This window comes from Helicobacter pylori (assembly GCF_014496965.1).
Classification (GTDB): Bacteria; Campylobacterota; Campylobacteria; order Campylobacterales; family Helicobacteraceae; genus Helicobacter; species Helicobacter pylori_CZ.
The window spans coordinates 23,478-47,099 of record NZ_JACTCR010000015.1; the positions used below are offsets into that span (position 1 = coordinate 23,478).

19 protein-coding genes, 4 tRNA genes and 1 pseudogene are annotated in these 23,622 nt (G+C 38.9%); 19 read left to right on the plus strand and 5 right to left on the minus strand.

Translation table 11 applies throughout. From position 1 onward, the window contains the following. Positions 1-9 precede the first annotated feature (9 nt). Both pheT and pheS read right to left on the minus strand, forming a co-directional pair. On the minus strand, positions 10-2,304 hold the full coding sequence (gene pheT / locus H7O61_RS06000; protein WP_187875444.1) for a phenylalanine--tRNA ligase subunit beta: 2,295 nt from the start codon (positions 2,302-2,304) through the stop codon (positions 10-12). Next, on the minus strand, positions 2,304-3,290 hold the full coding sequence (pheS, locus tag H7O61_RS06005; RefSeq protein WP_187875445.1) for a phenylalanine--tRNA ligase subunit alpha: 987 nt from the start codon (positions 3,288-3,290) through the stop codon (positions 2,304-2,306). The genes pheT and pheS overlap by 1 nt, the downstream gene beginning before the upstream one ends. 80 nt (positions 3,291-3,370) lie before the next feature. On the opposite strand from pheS, the gene H7O61_RS06010 reads away from it, so the two are divergent. The 13 genes from H7O61_RS06010 (at position 3,371) to H7O61_RS06065 (ending at position 14,367) form a co-directional block, all read left to right on the plus strand. Next, positions 3,371-3,685: a histidine triad nucleotide-binding protein gene (locus H7O61_RS06010; RefSeq protein ID WP_001100349.1), complete on the plus strand. Its 315-nt coding sequence runs from the start codon at positions 3,371-3,373 to the stop codon at positions 3,683-3,685. Positions 3,686-3,703: 18 nt separating this feature from the next. Further along, positions 3,704-5,026 (plus strand): aminotransferase class V-fold PLP-dependent enzyme, encoded by a 1,323-nt coding sequence (locus H7O61_RS06015; RefSeq protein ID WP_001147587.1) that lies wholly within the window; start codon positions 3,704-3,706, stop codon positions 5,024-5,026. Positions 5,027-5,051: 25 nt separating this feature from the next. Then, positions 5,052-5,642, plus strand: a complete 591-nt coding sequence (locus H7O61_RS06020; RefSeq protein ID WP_000353132.1) for a DUF3972 domain-containing protein — start codon at positions 5,052-5,054, stop codon at positions 5,640-5,642. Between the two features lie 103 nt (positions 5,643-5,745). Next, complete coding sequence (locus H7O61_RS06025; RefSeq protein ID WP_187875446.1) at positions 5,746-8,136, plus strand: molybdopterin guanine dinucleotide-containing S/N-oxide reductase; 2,391 nt, start codon at positions 5,746-5,748, stop codon at positions 8,134-8,136. A gap of 165 nt (positions 8,137-8,301) precedes the next feature. Further along, complete coding sequence (locus tag H7O61_RS06030; RefSeq protein ID WP_187875447.1) at positions 8,302-8,799, plus strand: hypothetical protein; 498 nt, start codon at positions 8,302-8,304, stop codon at positions 8,797-8,799. Beyond that, a complete protein-coding gene (guaA, locus tag H7O61_RS06035; protein WP_187875448.1) occupies positions 8,796-10,322 on the plus strand; it encodes a glutamine-hydrolyzing GMP synthase in 1,527 nt (508 codons plus the stop codon). Before H7O61_RS06030 ends, guaA begins: the two co-directional genes overlap by 4 nt. After that, complete coding sequence (locus H7O61_RS08075; RefSeq protein WP_078215504.1) at positions 10,279-10,386, plus strand: neuraminyllactose-binding hemagglutinin-like domain protein; 108 nt, start codon at positions 10,279-10,281, stop codon at positions 10,384-10,386. The genes guaA and H7O61_RS08075 overlap by 44 nt, the downstream gene beginning before the upstream one ends. 19 nt (positions 10,387-10,405) lie before the next feature. After that, positions 10,406-11,155 (plus strand): HpaA2 protein, encoded by a 750-nt coding sequence (gene hpaA2 / locus H7O61_RS06040; RefSeq protein ID WP_187875449.1) that lies wholly within the window; start codon positions 10,406-10,408, stop codon positions 11,153-11,155. A 185-nt stretch (positions 11,156-11,340) separates the two neighbouring features. After that, positions 11,341-11,418, plus strand: a tRNA-Pro gene (locus H7O61_RS06045). 66 nt (positions 11,419-11,484) lie between these two features. Beyond that, positions 11,485-11,561: transfer RNA gene (locus H7O61_RS06050), tRNA-His, on the plus strand. Between the two features lie 59 nt (positions 11,562-11,620). Further along, positions 11,621-11,697 (plus strand) — tRNA-Arg (locus H7O61_RS06055). A gap of 21 nt (positions 11,698-11,718) precedes the next feature. Continuing rightward, positions 11,719-11,795: transfer RNA gene (locus tag H7O61_RS06060), tRNA-Arg, on the plus strand. A gap of 700 nt (positions 11,796-12,495) precedes the next feature. Next, the gene (locus tag H7O61_RS06065) at positions 12,496-14,367 is read left to right on the plus strand and encodes a mechanosensitive ion channel family protein (RefSeq protein ID WP_001238081.1); all 1,872 of its coding nucleotides are present in this window, start codon (positions 12,496-12,498) and stop codon (positions 14,365-14,367) included. Between the two features lie 9 nt (positions 14,368-14,376). Here the strand turns inward: H7O61_RS06065 and cfaS are convergent, their stop codons facing one another. Beyond that, the gene (gene cfaS / locus H7O61_RS06070) at positions 14,377-15,546 is read right to left on the minus strand and encodes a cyclopropane fatty acid synthase (RefSeq protein ID WP_187875450.1); all 1,170 of its coding nucleotides are present in this window, start codon (positions 15,544-15,546) and stop codon (positions 14,377-14,379) included. Positions 15,547-15,715: 169 nt separating this feature from the next. Between cfaS and metG the strand changes: the two genes are divergently transcribed. Genes metG through speA form a run of 6 tightly spaced genes read left to right on the plus strand, consistent with a single transcriptional unit; the run spans position 15,716 to position 22,952 of the window. Then, positions 15,716-17,662, plus strand: a complete 1,947-nt coding sequence (gene metG, locus H7O61_RS06075; protein WP_187875451.1) for a methionine--tRNA ligase — start codon at positions 15,716-15,718, stop codon at positions 17,660-17,662. After that, on the plus strand, positions 17,663-18,682 hold the full coding sequence (locus tag H7O61_RS06080; protein ID WP_079358129.1) for a ferrochelatase: 1,020 nt from the start codon (positions 17,663-17,665) through the stop codon (positions 18,680-18,682). A 3-nt stretch (positions 18,683-18,685) separates the two neighbouring features. After that, positions 18,686-19,471, plus strand: a complete 786-nt coding sequence (cmoB, locus tag H7O61_RS06085; protein ID WP_001929443.1) for a tRNA 5-methoxyuridine(34)/uridine 5-oxyacetic acid(34) synthase CmoB — start codon at positions 18,686-18,688, stop codon at positions 19,469-19,471. A 16-nt stretch (positions 19,472-19,487) separates the two neighbouring features. Beyond that, a complete protein-coding gene (locus H7O61_RS06090; protein ID WP_001158298.1) occupies positions 19,488-19,916 on the plus strand; it encodes a PaaI family thioesterase in 429 nt (142 codons plus the stop codon). A 4-nt stretch (positions 19,917-19,920) separates the two neighbouring features. Then, the gene (locus tag H7O61_RS06095) at positions 19,921-21,090 is read left to right on the plus strand and encodes a glycosyltransferase family 4 protein (protein ID WP_187875452.1); all 1,170 of its coding nucleotides are present in this window, start codon (positions 19,921-19,923) and stop codon (positions 21,088-21,090) included. A 14-nt stretch (positions 21,091-21,104) separates the two neighbouring features. Then, positions 21,105-22,952 (plus strand): arginine decarboxylase, encoded by a 1,848-nt coding sequence (gene speA, locus H7O61_RS06100; RefSeq protein ID WP_079295559.1) that lies wholly within the window; start codon positions 21,105-21,107, stop codon positions 22,950-22,952. A 73-nt stretch (positions 22,953-23,025) separates the two neighbouring features. Here the strand turns inward: speA and H7O61_RS06105 are convergent. Both H7O61_RS06105 and H7O61_RS06110 read right to left on the minus strand, forming a co-directional pair. Next, positions 23,026-23,219: pseudogene (locus H7O61_RS06105) on the minus strand (type II toxin-antitoxin system HicA family toxin). Beyond that, the gene (locus H7O61_RS06110) at positions 23,212-23,430 is read right to left on the minus strand and encodes a type II toxin-antitoxin system HicB family antitoxin (protein ID WP_000906664.1); all 219 of its coding nucleotides are present in this window, start codon (positions 23,428-23,430) and stop codon (positions 23,212-23,214) included. The pseudogene H7O61_RS06105 and the gene H7O61_RS06110 overlap by 8 nt, the downstream one beginning before the upstream one ends. Positions 23,431-23,622 lie beyond the last annotated feature (192 nt).

Here is a 23,622-nt window from a genome sequence, read left to right on the forward strand (position 1 = left end):
TCCTTTATATTATCCCTTAAGGCGGGCGTTAAATTCTTTTTCTAAAATTTCAAGCGCTTTTTGCACGGCTGAATTGACCTCTTCATCATTCAAGGTTTTTTCTAAAGAATGAATCACGCAACGCACGCTTAAGGCTATGGTATTATCGCTTTCTTTAAAAATATCAAGGGGTAGAATCTCGCTTAAATTAGGGATTTGAGCGTCTTTTAGGGTTTTTTTAATCCCGCTAAAAGCGGTGTTTTCATCAATGATTAGAGTCAAATCCCTCACACTGCTAGGGTAAATGCTAAAGGGTTTTAATAGCATGGCAGGGCGTTTGAGTTTAGAAGCGTCTATTTCAGCGTAATAGCTTTCAAACAAATCCAATTCCTGGATCACTTTGGGGTGGATTTTAGCGATCACGCCTATGATTTCATGATTTTGAATGATTTTAGCGCTCTGGTAGGGGTGGTTAATGGGGGCTTGAGTGGTCAGTTTTTCCAAGCTAAAATCCCCTATAACTTTTGAAACGCATTCGGCAAAAGAATAAAAATCCCAAGCCTTGCCCTTAGCATCAGGGTAACTTTCTTTTTTTTGTAAGCCGCTCGCTAAAAAGCCTAGTTTTTGGATTTCTTCTCTTTTAGAGTTATACACGCTCCCCTTTTCATAAAGGGCTATGCTTTTAAACCCTAAATTTTTATTCCTTAAGCTAGCGTCTAAAAGCCCGCAAACAAGACTCGTTCTTAGGGTGTTTAATTCCGTTGTGATAGGGTTTTGCAATTCTAGGGGATCTTCTAAAACTTCAAAGCCCAGTTTTTGCTGTTTTTCTTTAGAATAAAACACGTAATGAATGACTTCTTTAAAACCGCAAGCGAGAGCCTTGTGTTTAAGGTTTTCAAAAAAGCGGTGCGTGTCATAATGGGGGTTTGAATTTTTGCTACTGACGCTATCAAGGGGCTTTGAGATCAAATGATCAATCCCTACAAAGCGCAAGATTTCTTCAGCAATATCTTGGATCGTTTTAATGTCATGCCTGAAATTGGGAACGATAACCTCTAAAATTTGGGGTTTTGAGTTTGGCTCTTTTGCGCTAACTTTAAAGCCTAAATTTTTTAAAATGCCTTGAATTTTTTCTGCTTCTATAACAAGCCCCAAAATTTCAGTGATGTCTTCAAGTTGGAATTTAAGGGCGTGATCTTTTAAAGAATGCTTGGTTTGTTTGCTTTCTAAAATCGTGGCTTTTAAATGAGCGCTTAAAAAATTCAAGCCGTCTGATAAATTAGGGTTGCTCCCCCTAGCGCTCCTATAAATAAGGGCGTTGTCTTTTTGAAGCGTTTTATCTTTTAGAGCGTGTAATTTTAAGGACAAGCTTACAGGATCGGTATAACTCGCCTCTAAAAGCAAACACTCGCTCAAACCTTTTTGATCTTGATGCTTGATAGCGATAGTGGAGCGTTTTTGATGGTTGATATAAACGCTTTCAAGGTTGTTTTCATCGTTTTTGACGATCAAATCCATAGGGGTTGCATCCAGGCTATAAGCGTTCAATATTACCCCACTAAAATGCGCGCTAAATTCTATGAAATTGTTCAGGTCGTTCTCGCTTAAGGCATTATTGTGAGCGAGCGAAAGCTTGATATTTAAAGGGGTTTTTAAAGAATGATTATAAATCAAATAATAAGCCAGATGCGATTCAATATTTTCACTTACACTAAGCGTGATCAAATCGCTTTTGGGCGTAAAATTTAAAGCCTTAATAGGCTTTAGGGGCGTGTGATAAAACGCGCTAATCTCTCTGGCAATACCTAAAACGCTCAAGCAATCCCCACGATTGGGAGTCAATGAAATTTCTAAAACATGCGTGTTGAAAGGGGCGTATTCATGTAATTCTTTCCCCAAAACCAACTCCCCAACGCTCTCATCTAATTCCAAGATGCCATCATTGATTTTAGGGAAGCCCAATTCAATGCTAGAGCAAATCATGCCATGGCTTTCAACCCCCCTAAGCTCTGTTTTAGCGATGGTGGTTGAGCCGATTAGCGCCCCGTTTAAAGCGACTGGCACGAATTGGTTTGGCGCGACATTTTTAGCCCCACACACGATTGGCAACACTTCTTTACCCACATCCACTTGACACACGCTGAGTTTTTCAGCGTTTTTATGGGGGGCTTTTTCTAAAACCTTACCCACAACCACATTTTTAGGGGCAACACAAGAAATACAGCTCTCCACTTCTAATCCTAAGCGACTCAAATCCTCACAGAGTTTGGCTATATCTTTAGGCGTATTGACAAAAACATTCAAATCATTGACGCTCAGTTTCATTAAAAGCTCTCCAACACCCTCAAATCAGTTTCAAAAAAACTGCGCAAATCATTGATCTGGCAAGTCAGCATGGCTAATCTTTCAATCCCCATGCCAAAAGCAAACCCGCTCACATTCTCATACCCTATGGCTTCAAACACCGCATTATTGACCATGCCACAACCCAACACTTCCAGCCAGCCTGTGTGCGAGCAAACCCTACAGCCTTCTTGCTTGCAAAACACGCAGCTAATATCCACTTCAGCGCTTGGCTCTGTGAAAGGGAAAAAGCTAGAGCGCCACCTTAATTTCACGCCACCAAAGAAATAATGCAAAAAGTCTTCGATCACGCCCTTTAAGTGCGTGAAACGGATATTCCCTTTTTGATCCACGACAAGCCCTTCAATTTGATGGAACATGGGCGTGTGGGTCAAATCATAATCGCGCCTAAAGGTTTCGCCTAAACAAATCATCTTAATGGGTGGGGTTTGTTCTTGCATGGTGTGGATTTGCACGGGCGAAGTGTGGGTCCTTAAAAGCTTGTGATCTTTAAAATAAAAAGTGTCTTGCATGTCTCTTGCAGGATGGTAAGGGGGCAAGTTTAAAGCGCTGAAATTATGGAAATCATCTTCCACTAAAGAGCCGATTTCAAGCTTGTATCCTAATGGGGTAAAAAATTCAATGATTTTATTTTTAGTATAATTCAAAGGGTGAGAAGAGCTTGTTTTAATAGCATTAAACAAACTCACATCAATTTTTTCTTTTTTCAAGCGTTCTTCTAATTCAAGCTCTAAAATAGCCTTTTTTTTCCATTCAAAGGCTTTTTCAAACGCTTGTTTATAATGGTGGATTTCTTTGGCAAAGGCGTTTTTTTCTTCGCCGTTCAGGTTTTTGAGTTGGTTGAATTTATCCGCAAAAACCCCCTTTTTACCCAAAGCATTCAAGCGTGCTTCTTCTAACTCTTTGCTATTAGTAACCTTTTCTAATCGCTTTATTAAGGTGTGCAATAACGATCCTTATATTTTATTTTTAAAAAGCTATAATACAACTTTAATAAAAGAAAAACCTTAAAAGGGAGCAAAAAAGCATGAATGTGTTTGAAAAAATAATCCAAGGCGAAATCCCTTGTTCTAAGATTTTAGAAAACGAGCGTTTTTTATCCTTTTATGACATTAACCCTAAAGCCAAAGTGCATGCGTTAGTGATCCCTAAGCAAAGCATTCAGGATTTTAATGGCATCACCCCAGAGCTTATGGCGCAAATGACAAGTTTTATTTTTGAAGTGGTGGAAAAATTAGGCATCAAAGAGAAGGGTTACAAGCTTTTAACGAATGTGGGTAAAAACGCAGGGCAAGAGGTGATGCATTTGCATTTTCATATTTTAAGCGGAGATAAACATTAAAAGCGTTGGTGGTATTTCGTGCAAGCGTTTTTAAACAGGAGTTTTGCTCCCTTACTCAACCCTAACGAGAGTCCTTTAGAGCAGGTTAAATCCAGTATCATTTTAAAAAAAGGGGTGTCTTATTTTGACTGGGGGGCTTCAGGTTTGGCGAGCGCTTTAGTGGAAAAGCGCATGAAATCCTTACTGCCTTATTACGCGAACGCTCATTCTGTCGCTTCTAAACATGCGATTTTAATGGGCATGCTTTTAAAAGAGTGCCAAGAAAAGTTAAAGCGTTCTTTAAATTTGAGCGCTAATCATTGCGTCTTGAGCGCGGGGTATGGGGCGAGCTCAGCGATTAAGAAATTTCAAGAAATTTTAGGGGTGTGTATCCCTTCAAAAACGAAGAAAAATTTAGAGCCGTATTTGAAAGATATGGCTTTAAAGCGTGTGATTGTGGGGCCTTATGAGCATCATTCTAATGAAATTAGCTGGCGTGAAAGCTTGTGTGAAGTGGTGCGTATCCCTTTAAATGAACATGGCTTATTGGATTTAGAAATTTTAGAGCAAATTTTAAAAAAATCCCCTAACAGCTTGGTTTCTGTGAGCGCGGCTTCTAATGTAACGGGAATTCTTACGCCTTTAAAAGAAGTTTCATCATTGTGTAAGAAATATAAGGCCGATTTGGCTTTGGATTTAGCGAATTTTAGCGCGCATGCTAACCCTAAAGATTGCGAATACCAAACCGGTTTTTATGCGCCTCATAAGCTTTTAGGGGGCATTGGAGGGTGCGGTCTTTTAGGCATTGCTAAAGATTTGATTGACACGCAAATCGCCCCGAGTTTTAGTGCAGGGGGCGTGATTAAATACGCTAACCGCACACGGCATGAATTTATTGATGAGTTGCCTTTAAGAGAAGAGTTTGGCACGCCAGGGTTGTTGCAATTTTACAGGAGCACTCTAGCGTATCAATTAAGAGATGAATGCGGTTTGGATTTTATCCATAAGAAAGAAAACAACCTTTTAAGAGTGCTTATGCATGGCTTAAAAGACTTGCCCGCTATTAATATTTATGGGAATTTAACGGCGAGTCGTGTGGGGGTAGTGGCTTTTAATATTGGGGGGATTTCGCCTTATGATTTAGCGAGAGTTTTAAGCTATGAATACGCTATTGAGACCCGGGCAGGTTGCTCTTGCGCAGGACCTTATGGGCATGATTTATTGAATCTTAACGCTCAAAAGTCAAGCGATTTTAACGCTAAACCCGGATGGCTTAGGGTGAGCTTGCACTTCACGCATTCCATAAACGATATTGATTATTTGCTAGACAGCTTGAAAAAAGCGGTTAAAAAATTGCGTTAAGCTAAAACTATTTTTAAGGAAAAATTTGGATATTTTAGATTTGAACAAAGTGCAAGCGGTGCAACAAAATGAGCAAGAAGTAGAGGATAAAGAAAAAGAGTCTAAAGAGCCGGTGGTTTTAGAAGATTTGAGCGCTTTAGCATGGCTTGAATTAGAAGAGTTTAGCCGCCTTTCAGAGCTTCCTAAAGAAAGGATCTTGGAATTAGTGAATCTTGGTAAAATCAAAAGCAAAATAAGCCACAACAAGCTTTTAATTGATGCGAGCAGCGGGACAAACGCTCTAATCAAAAAGGTAGAAAACAATTTGATTTCTATGGATATGAACGGGCGTTCTTTAGAGCCTGTGTTTGTGGAAAAGACCATTAACACGATTTTAAACTTGCATGATAAAGTCATTAGCGCTAAAGACGAAACGATTTCAGCCTTTAAAAATGAAAACATGTTTTTAAAAGACGCTTTAATCTCTATGCAAGAAGTCTATGAAGAAGATAAAAAAACCATTGATCTTTTGCACGATGAACTCAATCAAGCCAGAGAAGAAATTGAATTCATGAAGAGGAAATACCGCTTGATGTGGGGGAAAGTCGCTGACATGAGCAGCGTGAATAAAAAGTAGTTTTAAATTAACGCCCATGCTGAGAGCTTATTAGCGATAATTTTAGGTGAATACATGTTAGAATTTGGGGTGTTTTAACAGAATGCAAGCTTGAAGGAGAACCATGTCCATTTCACGCAGGAGTATCCTAAAAAAAATCCCAATCGCACTCGCTAGCGTTAATGTTTTAAAAGCTGTTGGTGTTTTTGAAAAAATAGAATCCATTCCGCATGCAACGCATTTTGGCCCCTTTATCGCAAAGGTTCAAAATGGAGTGATTAAAGATATTGTCCCTCAAAAGAGCGATTATAACCCTACTATGATGTTAAAAGCGATGGCAGATAGGGTGTATTCAGATAGTAGGGTGAAGTATCCTTGCGTGCGCAAGAGCTTTTTAGAAAACAAAAAAAACCACAAAGAATTGCGCGGGAGAGAAGAGTTTGTGCGCGTGAGTTGGGATGTGGCGTTGGATTTAGCGGCTAAAAAGCTTAAAGAAATCCCTAAAGAAAACATTTATAATGCCAGTTATGGTGGTTGGGGGCATGCGGGCAGTTTGCATCGTTGCCATCATTTAACATGGCGTTTTTTTAATACGACTTTAGGGGGGGCTATTGGCACTGATGGGGAATATAGTAATGGCGCGGCCGCAAGAATAAACCCTATGATTGTAGGGGATATGGAAGTTTATTCGCAACAAACCACGCATGAAGAGATGATTAAAAATTGTAAGGTGTATGTCATGTGGGGGGCGGATTTATTCAAGTGCAACCGCATTGATTATTTTGTGCCAAACCATGTCAATGACAGCTACTACCCTAAGTATAAAAGAGCCGGTATTAAATTCATCAGTATCGATCCCATTTATACCGAAACCGCTCAAGCCTTTAACGCTGAATGGATACCCATTCGCCCTAACACTGATGTAGCGTTAATGCTAGGCATGATGCATTATCTTTATACAAGCAATCAATATGATAAAGCGTTTATCGCTAAATACACTGATGGTTTTGATAAATTTTTACCCTATTTGCTAGGAGAGAGCGATAAGGCGCCTAAAACTTTGGAATGGGCGTCTCAAATCACTGGAGTGAGCGCAGAAAAGATCAAAGAATTAGCGGATTTATTTGTCTCTAAACGCACTTTTTTAGCGGGTAATTGGGCCATGCAAAGAGCTCAGTATGGCGAGCAACCGGATTGGGCGTTAATTGTTCTAGCCAGCATGATTGGTCAAGTGGGCTTATCTGGTGGGGGCTTTGGCTTTTCTATGCATTATGGAGGAAACGCTCAAGCAAGCTCAGGGGCAAGAATTGTTCCTATGATTTCGCAAGGGCATAATTCTGTAAAAAGCGTTATTCCAGCATCTAGAATTTCTGAAGCGATTTTGAATCCGGATAAAGAAATTGATTTTATGGGTAAAAAACTCAAATTACCTAAAATCAAAATGATTTATAATTGTGGGGCGGATTTGTTAGGGCATGAAGCTGATACAAACGAGCTGATTCGCGCTTTAAGGACCTTAGATTGCGTGATCGTGCATGAGCCTTGGTGGACGCCTACAGCGAAATTTGCTGATATTATTTTTGCTTCCACTAGCACTATGGAAAGAGATGATATTACTTTTGGAGGGAGTTATTCTAAGAATGTGGTTTATGCCATGCGTAAGGTGGTAGAGCCTGTTTATGAATCTAAAGACGATTATGAGATTTTCAGGCAGCTTGCTTTGCGCATTGGGGGCAATGAAACAGAGCAGAAATTCACTGAATCTAAGAGTTACATGGAATGGATTAAGGGCCTTTATGAAAAAAGCGATGGCCCTACTTTGAAATCGTTTGATCAATTTTGGAGGGATGGCTTTGTGGAGTTTGAAATCCCTGAAAATGCGAGAAAGTTTGTGCGTCATGCGAAATTCAGGCAAGATCCTATTAACAATAAGCTAGATACAGAGAGCGGGAAAATTCAAATTTTTTCTCAAAAATGCGCGGATTTTAAACTGGCTGATTTTAAAGGGCATCCCACTTGGTTTGAGCCAGCAGAGTGGCTAGGCTCTAAAATGGCTGAGATTTATCCGTTCCATTTAATCTCCCCGCACCCCAAATATCGTGTCAATTCACAGCTTGATAACACTTGGGTTAGGAACGCGTATAAGATTCAAGGCAGAGAGCCTGTAATGATCAACGAACTAGACGCTAATAAATTGGGCATTAGGCATGGTGAAATCGTAGAAGTGTTTAACGCTAGGGGGAGGTTGTTAGCAGGGGCGTTTGTAACTAAAAATATCCGTCAAGGGGTTTTGAGTATCCAAAAAGGGGCGTGGTATGACCCAGAAGATGAGAGGGTTAGAAACCCACGATGCAATGCGGGGCATGTGAATACGCTCACTTCTTTACGCCCTACAAGCAGCATGACACAAGCCATTTCAGCCAATACCGCTTTAGTCAATATCAGAAGACTTAGAAGGTATGAATTAGTCAAACCCTATCATTCTATTTCAACACCAAGCATCATTGGGGCTTAAACGGAGTGAAAATACTAGCATGAGAGTGTTTTTACCCAATAAAGACTTAATAACTAAAGACTTGACTACTAGCCAAGCTAAAGCGTAATTCTCAATTTTTATATTATAATACCCAATCAATGCGTTTAATTTCTGTTTTCAATATTGACACTTAAAGGATAAAAGATGAATATTTTTCAAACGAGTTTGAAATGTTGCGTGGGGTTGGTTTTATTTATGGGGGTCTTATTAGGGGATTCTAAAGCTTTTAAGGTTAGGGTGGATAAAAGTTTGACTCCGCCCTTTTTGAATGTGCTTTCATTAGCTTTTAAACAAGACATGAAAAAAGAGATCATTTTTGTGGTTACCAAAAGCAACAAATTGAGCAAAAAAGTCCTTTGTGATTTTGACGCTTTTTTGTTATCGGAGTCTTTAATGAGTGGTATGCCCGCAAAAGCGCTTTTTCATAAAGAGTTTTTATTCCAGTCTAAAGAAAATAAAACGCTCTATGTCTTTTCGCTTATCAATTCTCAATATTGCTCAAAAGGTGGGAATTATAGACACAAATTAGAAAGGTTAGAACGCTGGTTTGTGCAAAAAGCACCTGAGTTGGCTGAGAGCCACAGAGTGGATTATAAGAGCCAGTATGATAAAACACAAACAAAAATAAAGAATGAGCGATGATTTTAGTATTAGATTTTGGGAGTCAATACACGCAGCTGATCGCTAGAAGATTGAGAGAGAGCGGGATTTATGCAGAGATAGTCCCTTTTTTTGAAAGCGTAGAAAACATTCAAAAAAAAGCCCCTAAGGGATTGATTTTGAGCGGGGGGCCAGCGAGCGTGTATGCTAAAGACGCTTACAAGCCCAATGAAAAAATCTTTGATTTGAATTTACCGATTTTAGGGATTTGCTACGGCATGCAGTATCTGGTGGATTTTTTTGGGGGGGTAGTGGCCTATGCGAATGAGCAAGAATTTGGTAAGGCTATTTTAGAAATCGCTCAAAATTCTGTGATTTTTGAAGGCGTGAAGATTAAAAGCCTTGTGTGGATGAGCCACATGGATAAAGTCATAGAATTGCCTAAAGGCTTTACTACCCTTGCAAAAAGCCCTAATTCCCCCCATTGTGCGATTGAAAACGGCAAGATTTTTGGCTTGCAATTCCACCCAGAAGTCGTTCAAAGCGAAGAAGGGGGTAAAATTTTAGAAAATTTTGCCCTTTTAGTTTGCGGCTGTGAAAAAACTTGGGGGATGCAGCATTTCGCTCAAAGAGAAATAGCAAGGTTGAAAGAAAAAATTGCTAACGCTAAGGTTTTGTGTGCGGTGAGTGGGGGCGTGGATTCTACGGTGGTCGCTACGCTATTATACAGAGCCATTAAGGATAATTTGATCGCTGTTTTTGTGGATCATGGCTTGTTGCGTAAAAATGAAAAAGAAAGGGTGCAAGCGATGTTTAAAGACTTGCAAATCCCTTTAAACACGATAGACGCTAAAGAAATCTTTTTGTCTAAATTAAAGGGCGTGAGCGAGCCTGAATTGAAGCGAAAAATCATCGGCGAGACCTTTATTGAAGTGTTTGAAAAAGAAGCCAAAAAGCACCATTTAAAAGGCAAGATTGAATTTTTAGCCCAAGGCACTCTATACCCTGATGTGATTGAATCCGTGAGCGTTAAAGGGCCTTCAAAAGTGATCAAAACGCACCATAATGTGGGCGGACTGCCTGAATGGATGGACTTTAAACTCATAGAGCCTTTAAGGGAATTGTTTAAAGATGAGGTGCGCTTGTTGGGTAAAGAATTGGGCGTTAGTCAGGATTTTTTAATGTGCCACCCCTTTCCAGGACCTGGGCTTGCAATAAGGATTTTAGGCGAGATTAGCGAGAGTAAGATCAAACGCTTGCAAGAAGCGGATGCTATTTTTATAGAGGAGCTTAAGAAAGCCCGTTTATACGATAAGGTTTGGCAAGCCTTTTGCGTGCTGTTGAATGTCAATTCTGTGGGGGTTATGGGGGATAATCGCACTTATGAAAACGCTATTTGCTTGAGAGCGGTGAATGCGAGCGATGGCATGACAGCGAGCTTTTCATTTTTAGAGCATTCTTTTTTAGAAAAGGTTTCTAACCGCATCACTAATGAAGTGAATGGTATCAATAGGGTGGTGTATGATATTACCTCTAAGCCGCCAGGAACGATTGAATGGGAATGATTATCTTAAAAATAGCGCTAAAAGTGGGATTTTTTGGGTAAGATTAGGAATTGATTTTAAATAAAAAGAAAGAAAGGAATTTAATGAAAAAAGGTAGTTTGGCAATCGTTTTAGGATCGTTATTAGCGAGTGGGGCGTTTTATACGGCTCTAGCTGATGGAATGCCTATGAAGCAGCAGCATAATAATATGGGTGAGTCTGTGGATTTGCATTTCCACTATCCTATTAAAGGCAAGCAAGAGCCTAAAAACAGCCATTTAGTTGTCTTAATCGATCCTAAAATAGAGATCAATAAGGTTATCCCTGAAAGCTATCAAAAAGAGTTTGAAAAATCTTTAGTCCTCCAATTGAGTAATGTTTTAGAAAGGAAGGGTTATAGCGTTTCGCAATTTAAAGATGTTAGCGAAATCCCTCAAGATATTAAAGAAAAGGCGTTGTTAGTCTTACGCATGGATGGGAATGTGGCTATCTTAGAAGATATTGTAGAAGAGAGCGATGCGCTTAATGAAGAAAAAGTGATAGACATGTCTTCAGGGTATTTGAATCTGAATTTTGTTGAGCCAAAAAGTGAAGACATTATCCATAGTTTTGGTATTGATGTTTCAAAGATTAAGGCTACGATTGAAAGGGTGGAATTGCGGCGTACCAATTCTGGAGGTTTTGTCCCCAAAACTTTTGTGCATAGGATCAAGGAAACCGACCATGATCAAGCCATTAAAAAAATCATGAATCAGGCCTATCACAAAGTGATGGCGTATATCACCAAAGAGTTAAGCAAAAAACACATGGAACATTATGAAAAAGTTTCTAGTGAAATGAAAAAGCGAAAGTAGTTTTTAAGAAACGAAAAGCTTAGAATCATTTAGAGCTGTTTTTAAAAAAAAGTAGCTTTTTAAAAGGGTGGGGGAGTTGGATTAATATAATTTTTGAGTGCCGCTTCTGATTTTAGCGGTATTTTTGAAAAATTACGCTCAAAAATTAGAAAATTCAGTTATAATAACGCTTCATGTGAAAATTTCGGGGCGTAGCGCAGTCTGGTTAGCGCACTTGGTTTGGGACCAAGGGGTCGAAGGTTCGAATCCTTTCGCCCCGACCACTTTTTGCGTAATTTGTTGTTCTGTTTAAAATTCTTTGGTAAAATATCGCTTCCTTTCGTTGAATGGTGGGAGTAGCTCAGTCGGTTAGAGCATCAGATTGTGGTCCTGAGGGTCGTGGGTTCGATTCCCATCTTCCACCCCATCTCATAAAATAAGCGTTTTACCGAGTTTATGTTAGTTATTCCTTTACTTGAATTGTAAGCGTTCGTAGCTCAATTGGATAGAGCACCAGACTTCGGATCTGGGGGTTAGGGGTTCGACTCCCTTCGGGCGTACCACCTAACATTAATACCATTAATGCGCTTGTAGCTCAGCTGGATAGAGCAACAGCCTTCTAAGCCGTAGGTCGCAGGTTCGAGTCCTGCCAAGCGCACCACTTTTGACATTTTTTAAAGAGGAATTATGGATTCTTTAGAGTGGGGATTGCTCATTTTCTTAATTCTTGTTTTTCTTGTAGGCATAGGATACTACGTTTTTATGGTTTTTTCTTCTAAAGATTGATTATCAAATCCCTTTGTTTTAGCCGTATTTGAAGCCTAAAAGGTGTTTTTTAAAGAATGATGAGTGGTATCGCAAGCGCAAAAGCGAGATTGGATTACCCTTTTGCCCTATAGCCCAATTACAAAAGATAGGTTAGAAATCCCTAAAGCATGGATCTCACGCAAAAACATTTAACAAAAGCGATGATAAAATCTAAAGAATAATAAAGAATAAGAGATATATAAAAATGTGCACATTATCCGTGACTTCATTGCACCGAACAGGGAAAGCTTTTTGACTACGACCTACGCAAAATCCTACTATAAAAATATTAAATAAGGCAAGAGTTTTTGTTAAAAATTAAGTTTTTAATTGAGTCTTAATCATGAAATTTAAAAAAATACTCCAAGCATTGCATCAAGTGATATAGCGATCTGAAAAGAGGCTCACAATTGGGATAAAGCCCGCTTTTTAGGGCTAAATAAAAAGCGCTTTCAAATTGCATGACCAACTTTATGGGGCGAAGCGTTTCTAATTTTTGGTATAATCGCTAGAAATTGTGAGAAAGATTTTATCTTGTTTGAGTGGGGTTTTGCATGCGTTTATTATTGTGGTGGGTATTGGTATTATCGCTCTTTTTAAATCCTTTGAGGGCGGTTGAAGAGCATGAGACAGATGCGGTGGATTTGTTTTTGATTTTCAATCAAATCAACCAGCTCAATCAAGTCATTGAAACTTACAAAAAAAACCCTGAAAGAAGCGCTGAAATCTCTCTGTATAACACCCAAAAGAACGACTTGATTAAAAGTTTGACTTCTAAAGTGTTGAATGAAAGGGATAAAATTGGCATTGACATCAATCAAAATTTAAAAGAGCAAGAGAAAATCAAAAAGCGTTTGTCTAAAAGCATTAAGGGCGATGATTTCTACACTTTCATGAAAGATAGATTGTCTTTAGATATTTTATTGATAGATGAAATTTTGTATCGTTTTATAGATAAAATCAGGAGCAGTATTGATATTTTTAGCGAACAAAAAGATGTGGAAAGTATCAGCGATGCTTTTCTTTTGCGTTTAGGGCAATTCAAACTCTACACTTTCCCTAAAAATTTAGGCAATGTCAAAATGCATGAATTAGAGCAGATGTTTAGCGATTATGAATTGCGTTTGAACACCTATACCGAAGTCTTGCGTTACATTAAAAACCACCCTAAAGAAGTGCTTCCTAAAAACTTGATCATGGAAGTGAATATGGATTTTGTGTTAAACAAGATCAGCAAGGTTTTGCCTTTCACAGCCCATAGCTTGCAAGTGAGTAAGATCGCGCTGGCTTTGATGATTTTAGCCTTATTGCTGGGTTTAAGGAAATTGATCACTTGGCTTTTAGCCTTATTATTAGATCGTATTTTTGAAATCATGCAACGCAATAAAAAAATGCATGTCAATGTGCAAAGCAGCATTGTTTCGCCGGTTTCTGTCTTTTTAGCCCTATTCAGTTGCGATGTGGCTTTAGACATTTTCTACTACCCTAACGCATCGCCTCCTAAAGTTTCTATGTGGGTGGGCGCGGTGTATATCATGCTTTTAGCATGGTTAGTGATAGCGCTTTTTAAAGGCTATGGGGAAGCGTTGGTTACGAATATGGCTACCAAAAGCACGCACAATTTTAGAAAAGAAGTGATCAACTTGATTTTAAAAGTCGTGTATTTTTTGATCTTTATTGTCGCGCTTTTAGGGGTTTTGAAACAACTAGGGTTTAACGTTTCAGCCATCATCGCTTCTTTAGGGATTGGGGGGTTAGCGGTGGCTTTGGCGGTTAAAGACGTGTTGGCGAATTTTTTTGCTTCTGTCATTTTATTGTTAGACAATTCGTTTTCTCAAGGGGATTGGATCGTGTGCGGTGAAGTGGAAGGCACGGTGGTGGAAATGGGGTTAAGGCGCACCACGATCAGGGCCTTTGATAACGCTCTTTTGTCCGTGCCTAATTCAGAATTAGCCGGAAAACCCATTAGGAATTGGAGTCGTCGTAAAGTGGGAAGGCGTATTAAAATGGAAATAGGCTTAACCTATAGCTCTAGCCAAAGCGCTTTACAGCTTTGCGTGAAAGACATTAAAGAAATGTTAGAAAACCACCCCAAAATCGCCAATGAAGCCGATAGTGCTTTGCAAAACGCGAGCGATTACCGCTACATGTTTAAAAAGGATATTGTTTCTATTGATGATTTTTTAGGGTATAAAAACAATCTGTTTGTCTTTTTAGACCAGTTTGCGGACAGCTCTATTAATATTTTGGTGTATTGCTTTTCTAAGACGGTGGTTTGGGAAGAGTGGCTAGAAGTCAAAGAAGATGTGATGCTAAAAATCATGGGAATTGTAGAAAAGCACCATTTGAGTTTTGCTTTCCCATCACAGAGTTTGTATGTGGAGAGTTTGCCAGAAGTTAGCCTGAAAGAAGGGGCTAAAATCTAAAACTTGCAATTATTGGTAGATGTATTCTTTGGTTAAGGGGAAAGTGTTATCCACGCTGTTGGTTAAAAGCAATTGGAATAAATCTGCGCTCCCCACCCTGAAAGCGGAAGCGCAAGTCCTTAAATACAGATCCCACATGCGGATAAAGCGTTCGTCATAGCCGAGTCTTTTCACTCGATCTAGATTGTGGTTGAAGTTGTCTCGCCAAATGTCTAAGGTCTTGGCGTAATGGATGCGTAAGCTTTCAGCCATGAGCAGGTGGAAGTCGCATTCGCTCATCACGCTCATCACTTCTCTTAAAGAAGGCAAATAACCGCCCGGGAAGATGTATTTATCCACCCATGCGTTAGTCTTGCCTTCAAAACAGCATAAAATGGAGTGGAGCAAAAACATCCCGCCCCTTTTTAACACTTCTTTAACTTTTTTGAAATAAAAGGGCAAATTATCCTTACCCACATGCTCAAACATGCCCACGCTCACCACCTTATCAAAGCGATACAACCGCCCGTCTAAATCCTGGTAATTCAATAATTTGATCGTTACTCTATCTTCTAATCCTAGCTCTTGGACTCGTTTGTTAGCCTGTTTGTATTGCTCGCTAGAAATGGTGATCCCCATCACTTCTGCCCCATATTCTTGCGCGGCTTTTATGGAGAGATAGCCCCAGCCACAGCCTATATCCAGCAGTTTTTCGCCTTGTTTTAAATGGAGCTTTTTTAAAGTGTGATCCAATTTTTGGAGTTGGGCGGCGTGGAGGGTGTCATCGTCTTTTTTGAAATAAGCGCATGAATAGCTTAAGGTTTCATCCAGCCAGATAGAATAAAAGTCATTCCCTAAATCGTAATGTTTAGAAATGTTGGAGCTTTCTTTAAGGGGTTTTTGAACGGCTTTAGCGCTATCATGCTTGTGCAGATGCTCATAATTGGTTTGCAAATACAAAGAGTGCATCACCTCATCCATAGAGCCTTCAATATCAATCACGCCATCCATATAAGCCTCAGCGATCGTTAAAGACATGTCTTTTTTAATATCGCTAAATTTTAGGGGGCGATGGATTTTAAGGGTGAATTTAGGCGAATGTTCGCCATTCCTATAAACGCTATTATCCCAAAAAACGACCTGATAATCGCCGTTTTTCCACTGCTTGAACATGCTTTTGAGCAAAAATTTTGAAATCATCTGTCTATTCCTTGAACTCATTTTTCAATTTTTTGAGCGTTAATTATAATGAATTTTAAGCTAAAAACACCCCACAAATAAGCATAAATTCAACCTCTATTCTCTAAATTTTTAAAAGCATGTTAAAATTAAGAGATTTAAACAAATTTAAGGTAACACGATTATAAAGATGCAAAAATCACTGATCACAACCCCCATTTATTATGTGAATGATGTCCCTCATATTGGCCATGCTTATACGACTTTGATTGCGGACACTTTAAAGAAGTATTACACGCTTCAAGGCGAAGAAGTCTTTTTTTTAACCGGCACCGATGAGCATGGGCAAAAGATCGAACAAAGCGCGAGATTGAGAAATCAAAGCCCTAAAGCTTACGCCGATAGCATTAGCACGATTTTTAAAGACCAGTGGGATTTTTTCAATTTAGATTATGATGGTTTTATCCGCACCACAGACAGCGAGCATCAAAAATGCGTGCAAAACGCCTTTGAAATCATGTTTGAAAAAGGGGATATTTATAAAGGCACTTATAGCGGGTATTATTGCGTGAGCTGTGAGAGTTATTGCGCGATTTCTAAAACGGACAATACGAACGATAAAGTCCTATGCCCTGATTGCTTGAGAGAAACCACGCTTTTAGAAGAAGAGAGTTATTTTTTTAAATTGAGCGCGTATGAAAAGCCTTTATTGGAGTTTTACGCTAAAAACCCTGAAGCGATTTTGCCTATTTATCGTAAAAATGAGGTAACTTCTTTTATTGAGCAGGGTTTATTGGATCTGTCTATCACGCGCACGAGCTTTGAATGGGGCATTCCTTTGCCTAAAAAAATGAACGATCCTAAACATGTGGTGTATGTTTGGCTGGATGCTTTATTGAATTATGCGAGCGCGTTAGGGTATTTGAATGATTTAGACAATAAAATGGTGCATTTTGAATGCGCTAGGCACATTGTGGGTAAGGACATTTTACGCTTCCATGCCATTTATTGGCCGGCTTTTTTGATGAGTTTGAATTTGCCCTTATTCAAACAGCTTTGCGTGCATGGGTGGTGGACGATAGAGGGCGTGAAAATGAGTAAGAGCTTGGGTAATGTTTTAGACGCTCAAAAAATCGCTATGGAGTATGGGATTGAAGAATTGCGCTATTTTTTATTGCGTGAAGTGCCTTTTGGGCAAGATGGGGATTTTTCTAAAAAAGCGTTAGTAGAAAGGATTAATGCGAATTTGAATAACGATTTGGGGAATTTGTTGAATCGTTTGCTAGGCATGGCTAAAAAATATTTTAACCATTCTTTAAAAAGCGACAAAATCACCGCGTATTATCCTAAAGAGCTAGAAAAAGCGCATCAAATTTTAGATAACGCTAATTCTTTTGTACCTAAAATGCAGTTGCATAAAGCTTTAGAGGAATTGTTTAACATTTATGATTTTTTAAACAAACTCATCGCCAAAGAAGAGCCGTGGGTCTTGCACAAAAACAACGAATCAGAAAAATTAGAAGCCTTATTGAGCTTGATCGCAAACGCGCTGTTGCAATCAAGCTTCTTGCTCTATGCGTTTATGCCAAAGAGCGCTATGAAATTAGCGAGCGCTTTTCGTGTAGAAATCACGCCCGATAATTACGAACGCTTTTTTAAAGCTAAAAATTTACAAGACATGATTTTACAAGACACCGAGCCTTTATTTTGTAAAATGGAAAAAGTGGAAAAAGAAGCCCTACCAGAAAAAACAGAAAAAAACGAAAAAGAAAAAAAAGCAGAAAAAGAAAAAGCCCCACCAACACAAGAAAACTATATCAGTATTGAGGATTTCAAGAAAGTAGAGATTAAAGTGGGGCTTATTAAAGAAGCTCAAAGGATTGAAAAATCCAATAAATTACTGCGCTTAAAAGTGGATTTAGGCGAAAATCGTTTGAGGCAGATCATCTCAGGGATCGCTTTGGATTATGAGCCTGAAAGTTTGGTGGGGCAAATGGTGTGCGTGGTGGCTAATTTAAAACCCGCAAAGCTTATGGGCGAAATGAGTGAGGGCATGATTTTAGCGGTGCGAGATAGCGATAATCTAGCTTTAATCAGTCCTACCAAAGAAAAAATTGCAGGAAGTTTGATCAGTTAAATGCGATTAGGGGTGAATGAAGCCGTAGAATTGAGTTTGGGTGAATTGCAAAACACGCCCTCAATCAGCTATTTTAATTCTATCGTTTTGTCTTTAAACAAAGTCCAAAAAGGCTCTTTATTTGCCGCTAAAGATCATGCTCTCATTCCTAAAGCTTTAGAGTTAGGGGCTTATGGGATTTTATACACAGGAGAGTATCCTTTAAGCGATAGGGATGTGGCATGGATCAAGCTTAAAGATATAGAGCATTCTTTGAACCATTTGTTTAAATTTTGCTTGTTGAACGAGCGCGTGGTTGGAGCGTTACTAAGCCCCATAGAATTAGAGATCGCTTCTAAAATCATCGTGAGCGATTTTGTGTGGTGCTTGAAAGAAAGCCTTGAAGATTTATTCATTATAGAGGGGTGTAAAATAGCCTTTTTTGATAAATTGGAGTGGCTTCATTTATTTTATAAGCAGGAGCGCTTGAGAGAAGATTTAAAGGAAGATTTAAAAGAAAGTCGTTTGATTGTTCTCAACCAATCCTTTTTTTGCAGCGCTTTAGTCTATGAAAAACAAGAATACGAATTAAAAATGCCATGCGTCTTTTTAGAGCCATTAAAAAGGGTCATTCAATTGTGCGAAAAATTACAAATTGAATTTGATTTGAATCTTTTAAGCAAGAAAGAACCTGCTTTAGATCATTGCAAACCCTTTTTTGTGAATAAAAATTTAGAAATAGCCCCCTATGGTGCAACGGCAAGGGTGGTTATTGCTGAGACTTCAAAAGAATTGTTTGAAATGATGCTTCAAAAAGCCTTTGAGACTTTATCGTGGGGGAAAATTGTCGTGTTTTGTCGTAAAAACAGCGCGGCTTTCTTTGAAAAAAATAACCCTTATTGTTACACCACTCATAACAACCTTAAAGAGCAATTAAAAAATTTAGCGTTTAATTTCGCTTTTATTTATGGGATTAGCTCCCATCATTTAGAATCCCTTCTAAACCCCCCCTTTTTTAAAAAAACCCCCACGCTATGGTAAGTCATGCTCATTTGTAACGATAAATTCAATCCAAAAACCCTTTTAGAAGAAATCATGGCGTTAAGGCCATGGCGTAAAGGCCCTTTTGAAATTTCTCAAATTAAGATTGATAGCGAATGGGATAGCTCTATTAAATGGGATCTAGTCAAAAACGCCACTCCTTTAAAAGATAAAATAGTGGCTGATGTGGGTTGCAATAACGGCTATTACTTGTTTAAGATGCTAGAATATGGGCCTAAAAGTTTGGTGGGGTTTGATCCGGGCGTTTTAGTCAAAAAACAATTTGAATTTTTAGCCCCCTTTTTTGATAAAGAAAAAAAAATCATTTACGAGTCTTTGGGGGTAGAGGATTTGAATGAAAAATACCCTAACGCTTTTGATGTCATTTTTTGCTTAGGGGTGCTATACCATAGAAAAAACCCGCTAGAGGCTTTAAAGGCCTTGTACCATGCTTTAAAAATAAAAGGGGAGTTGGTGTTGGATACGCTTATTATTGATTCGCCCCTAGACATCGCCCTTTGCCCTAAAAAAACTTACGCTAAAATGAAAAATGTTTATTTTATCCCTAGCGTTAGCGCTTTAAAAGGGTGGTGCGAAAGGGTGGGGTTTGAAAATTTTGAGGTTCTTAGCGTTTTAAAGACCACGCCCAAAGAACAGCGTAAAACGGATTTTATTTTGGGGCAGAGTTTAGAAGATTTTTTGGATAAAACGGATCACTCTAAAACTTTAGAGGGGTATGACGCCCCTTTAAGGGGGTATTTTAAAATGCTTAAACCAAGCAAGCGTTAAAATAAAGGATAAAATAGTGCAAGAATCAGTCGTTCATGTGGATTATGACTCTTTAGAGACTTGTAAGAATTTCAAACCAAGCGTTGGCACTGAATTGGTCGTTTTAGAAAAAAACATCGCCCATGTCCGTTTCAAGGGCAATGAAAACATGGTGTATGAAGAAAATTTTGTGCATGCCGGGTTTATGCTTCTTGCGTGTAATTATGCGGCCTTGTGCGCGTTGAATAAAAAATACAGCGTGGTGGTTTCTAATAACATCAATTTTTACGCCCCCCTAGAATTGAATCAAGAAGCACTCATTAAAGCGCAAGTCATTCAAGATGGCGTGAAAAAAGCTGAAATAAAAATAGAGGCGTTTGTGTTAGACATTCAGGTTTTAGAGGGAATGGTAGAAATCGTGGTGTTTGATAAAAAGCCTTTTAAATTCAATTTTAAAGAAGAGTAGTTAAATGGTTATTGTTTTAGTCGTGGATAGCTTTAAAGACACCAGTAATGGCACTTCTATGACAGCGTTTCGTTTTTTTGAAGCGCTGAAAAAAAGAGGGCATGCGATGAGAGTGGTTGCCCCTCATGTGGATAATTTAGGGAGTGAAGAAGAGGGGTATTACAACCTTAAAGAGCACTATATCCCCCTAGTTACAGAAATCTCACACAAACAGCACATTCTTTTTGCTAAACCGGATGAAAAAATTCTACGAAAGGCTTTTAAAGGAGCGGATATGATCCATACTTATTTGCCTTTTTTGCTAGAAAAAACAGCCGTAAAAATCGCGCGAGAAATGCGAGTGCCTTATATTGGCTCTTTCCATTTACAGCCAGAGCATATTTCTTATAACATGAAATTGGGGCAATTTTCTTGGCTAAACACCATGCTTTTTTCGTGGTTTAAATCTTCGCATTACCGCTATATCCACCATATCCATTGCCCATCAAAATTCATTGTAGAAGAATTAGAAAAATACAACTATGGAGGGAAAAAATACGCTATTTCTAACGGCTTTGATCCCATGTTTAAATTTGAGCACCCGCAAAAAAGCCTTTTTGACACCACGCCCTTTAAAATCGCTATGGTAGGGCGCTATTCTAATGAAAAAAATCAAAGCGTTTTAATCAAAGCGGTTGCTTTAAGCCGATACAAACAAGACATTGTGTTATTACTCAAAGGCAAAGGGCCTGATGAGAAAAAAATCAAACTTCTAGCCCAAAAACTAGGCGTAAAAACGGAATTTGGGTTTGTCAATTCTAATGAATTGTTAGAGATTTTAAAAACTTGCACCCTTTATGCGCACACAGCCAATGTGGAAAGCGAAGCGATTGCGTGTTTGGAAGCCATTAGCGTGGGGATTGTGCCTGTTATCGCTAATAGCCCTTTAAGCGCGACCAGGCAATTCGCGCTAGATGAACGATCGTTATTTGAGCCTAATAACGCTAAAGATTTGAGCGCTAAAATAGACTGGTGGTTAGAGAACAAGCTTGAAAGAGAAAGAATGCAAAACGAATACGCTAAAAGCGCTTTAAACTACACTTTAGAAAATTCAGTCATTCAAATTGAAAAGGTTTATGAAGAAGCGATCAAAGATTTTAAAAACAACCCCAACCTCTTTAAAACCTTATCGTGATAAAAGGATAAAAAATGCAAGAAGTCCATGATTATGGGATTAAATTTTGGAGCAATAACGAATTTAAGATAGAAAAAGGCTTGGTTAAAGTTTGTCATGGCAAAAACCCCTCGCTTTTAGAAATCGTTCAAAGCGTGCGCGATAAGGGTTATAGAGGGCCTTTGTTGGTGAGATTCCCCCATTTGGTGCAAAAACAAATCAAAAGCCTGTTTGATGCGTTTTCTTTGGCGATTAAAGAGTATCAATACAGCGGAGCTTTTAAGGCGGTTTTCCCTTTAAAGGTCAATCAAATGCCCTCGTTTGTTTTGCCTTTAGTGCAAGGGGCTAAGGGTTTGGATTATGGTTTAGAAGCCGGGAGTAAATCCGAACTCATCATTGCGATGAGCTACACTAACCCCACAGCCCCTATCACCGTGAATGGCTTTAAAGACAAGGAAATGATTGAGCTTGGCTTTATCGCTAAAAGCATGCAGCATGAGATCACTTTAACGATTGAGGGTTTGAATGAGTTGAAAACCATTATCGCCGTGGCTAAACAAAACGATTTTGTAGCATGCCCTAAAATTGGCATTCGTATCCGTTTGCACAGCGCTGGCACTGGCGTTTGGGCAAAGAGTGGGGGGATCAATTCTAAATTCGGTCTTAGCAGCACGGAAGTTTTAGAAGCGATGCGTCTTTTAGAAGAAAACGACTTACTAGAGCATTTCCACATGATACATTTCCACATAGGCTCTCAAATCAGCGATATTTCGCCCTTAAAAAAGGCTTTAAGAGAAGCGGGTAACTTGTATGCAGAATTGCGTAAAATGGGCGCTAAAAATCTCAATAGCGTGAATATTGGAGGGGGGTTAGCCGTAGAATACACCCAACACAAGCACCACCAAGATAAAAACTACACTTTAGAGGAATTCAGCGCTGATGTGGTGTTTTTATTGAGAGAAATTGTGAAAAATAAGCAGGAAATAGAGCCGGACATTTTCATTGAATCAGGCCGTTACATTTCCGCTAACCATGCCGTTTTAGTGGCCCCGGTGTTAGAATTGTTTTCGCATGAATACAATGAAAAATCCCTAAAAATCAAAGAAAGTAATAACCCCCCCTTGATTGATGAAATGCTAGACTTGCTCGCTAATATCAATGAAAAAAACGCCATTGAATACTTGCATGATAGTTTTGATCACACCGAGTCGCTATTCACGCTTTTTGATTTGGGCTATATTGATTTGATTGACAGGAGCAACACCGAAGTTTTAGCCCATTTGATCGTCAAAAAAGCGGTGCAGTTGCTTTATGTTAAGGATCACAACGATATTTTACGCATTCAAGAGCAGGTCCAAGAGCGCTATTTATTGAATTGCTCGTTTTTCCAAAGCTTGCCGGATTATTGGGGCTTGAGGCAGAATTTCCCGGTCATGCCCTTGAATAAATTAGACGAAAAGCCCACCAGGAGCGCGAGCTTGTGGGATATTACTTGCGATAGCGATGGGGAAATCGCTTTTGATTCCACGAAGCCCTTGTTTTTGCATGATATAGACATAGATGAAGAAGAATACTTTTTAGCGTTCTTTTTAGTGGGGGCGTATCAAGAAGTTTTAGGCATGAAGCACAATTTATTCACGCACCCTACGGAATTTAGCGTGGTTTTTGATGAAAAAGGCGATTATGAGGTGGAAGATATTTGCGAAGCCCAAACGATTTTAGACGTGCTAGACGATTTAGACTACGACACCAAAGAGATCGAGCGCCTTTTAAAACAAAAAATTGAAGACAACAACCAACTGGACATGGAAGAAAAGAAAGAAATCATGGGGCGTTTGTATGTCATGCTGAGCGAAAACGGGTATTTGCGCACGATTTCTTAAACGCAAAAACCCACTAAAAACGCTTTTTGTTGGGTTTTTATATTGTTTAAGATCTTTAAGACTTCTTTAGATTTCATTTAAGGATATTTTCCATGATTTCTTTCACTATTTTAGGGTGCAAGATTTCGCCAGAATGAAAGGCAAAACCTGCCTGATTTTATCTTTCACATAAATTCTATGGCTGCCTTTTTGCCTAGAGAAAACAAATCCATTCTGCAATAATAGCTTCTCTGCTTCTTTAGCTGTGAGTCGTGGCAATTCAGGCAAAAGCTATCTCAATGGGTGCTATTACAGAATTTTTCTTAGAAAGAAAAGCTAACTCATCGGCTTCTAAATCTCCCAAATAAAGCTCTATGGCTTCTTTAATGTTTCTTAGGGCTTCTTCATAACTTTTCCCTTGTGATACACAGCCTTTTAGAAAGGGGACAAAAGCAAAATACCCATTCTCATCTTTTTCTATGACAGCGTTTATAAGCATGGCACTACCTTTGAGTGAATTTCTTATGATTATACATATAATATATTTTAAACAAAATTAAATTAACAGATTAGGGAGAAAATGGAAAGAGAAAAGAGAAAAGAATAAAAGAGAGATTAAAAAAGGAGACCCCTCACAAGAGAGTAAGGGGGGGGAGTTAGTTTTCTAATTTTTCAGCAAACTCGTTCTCTT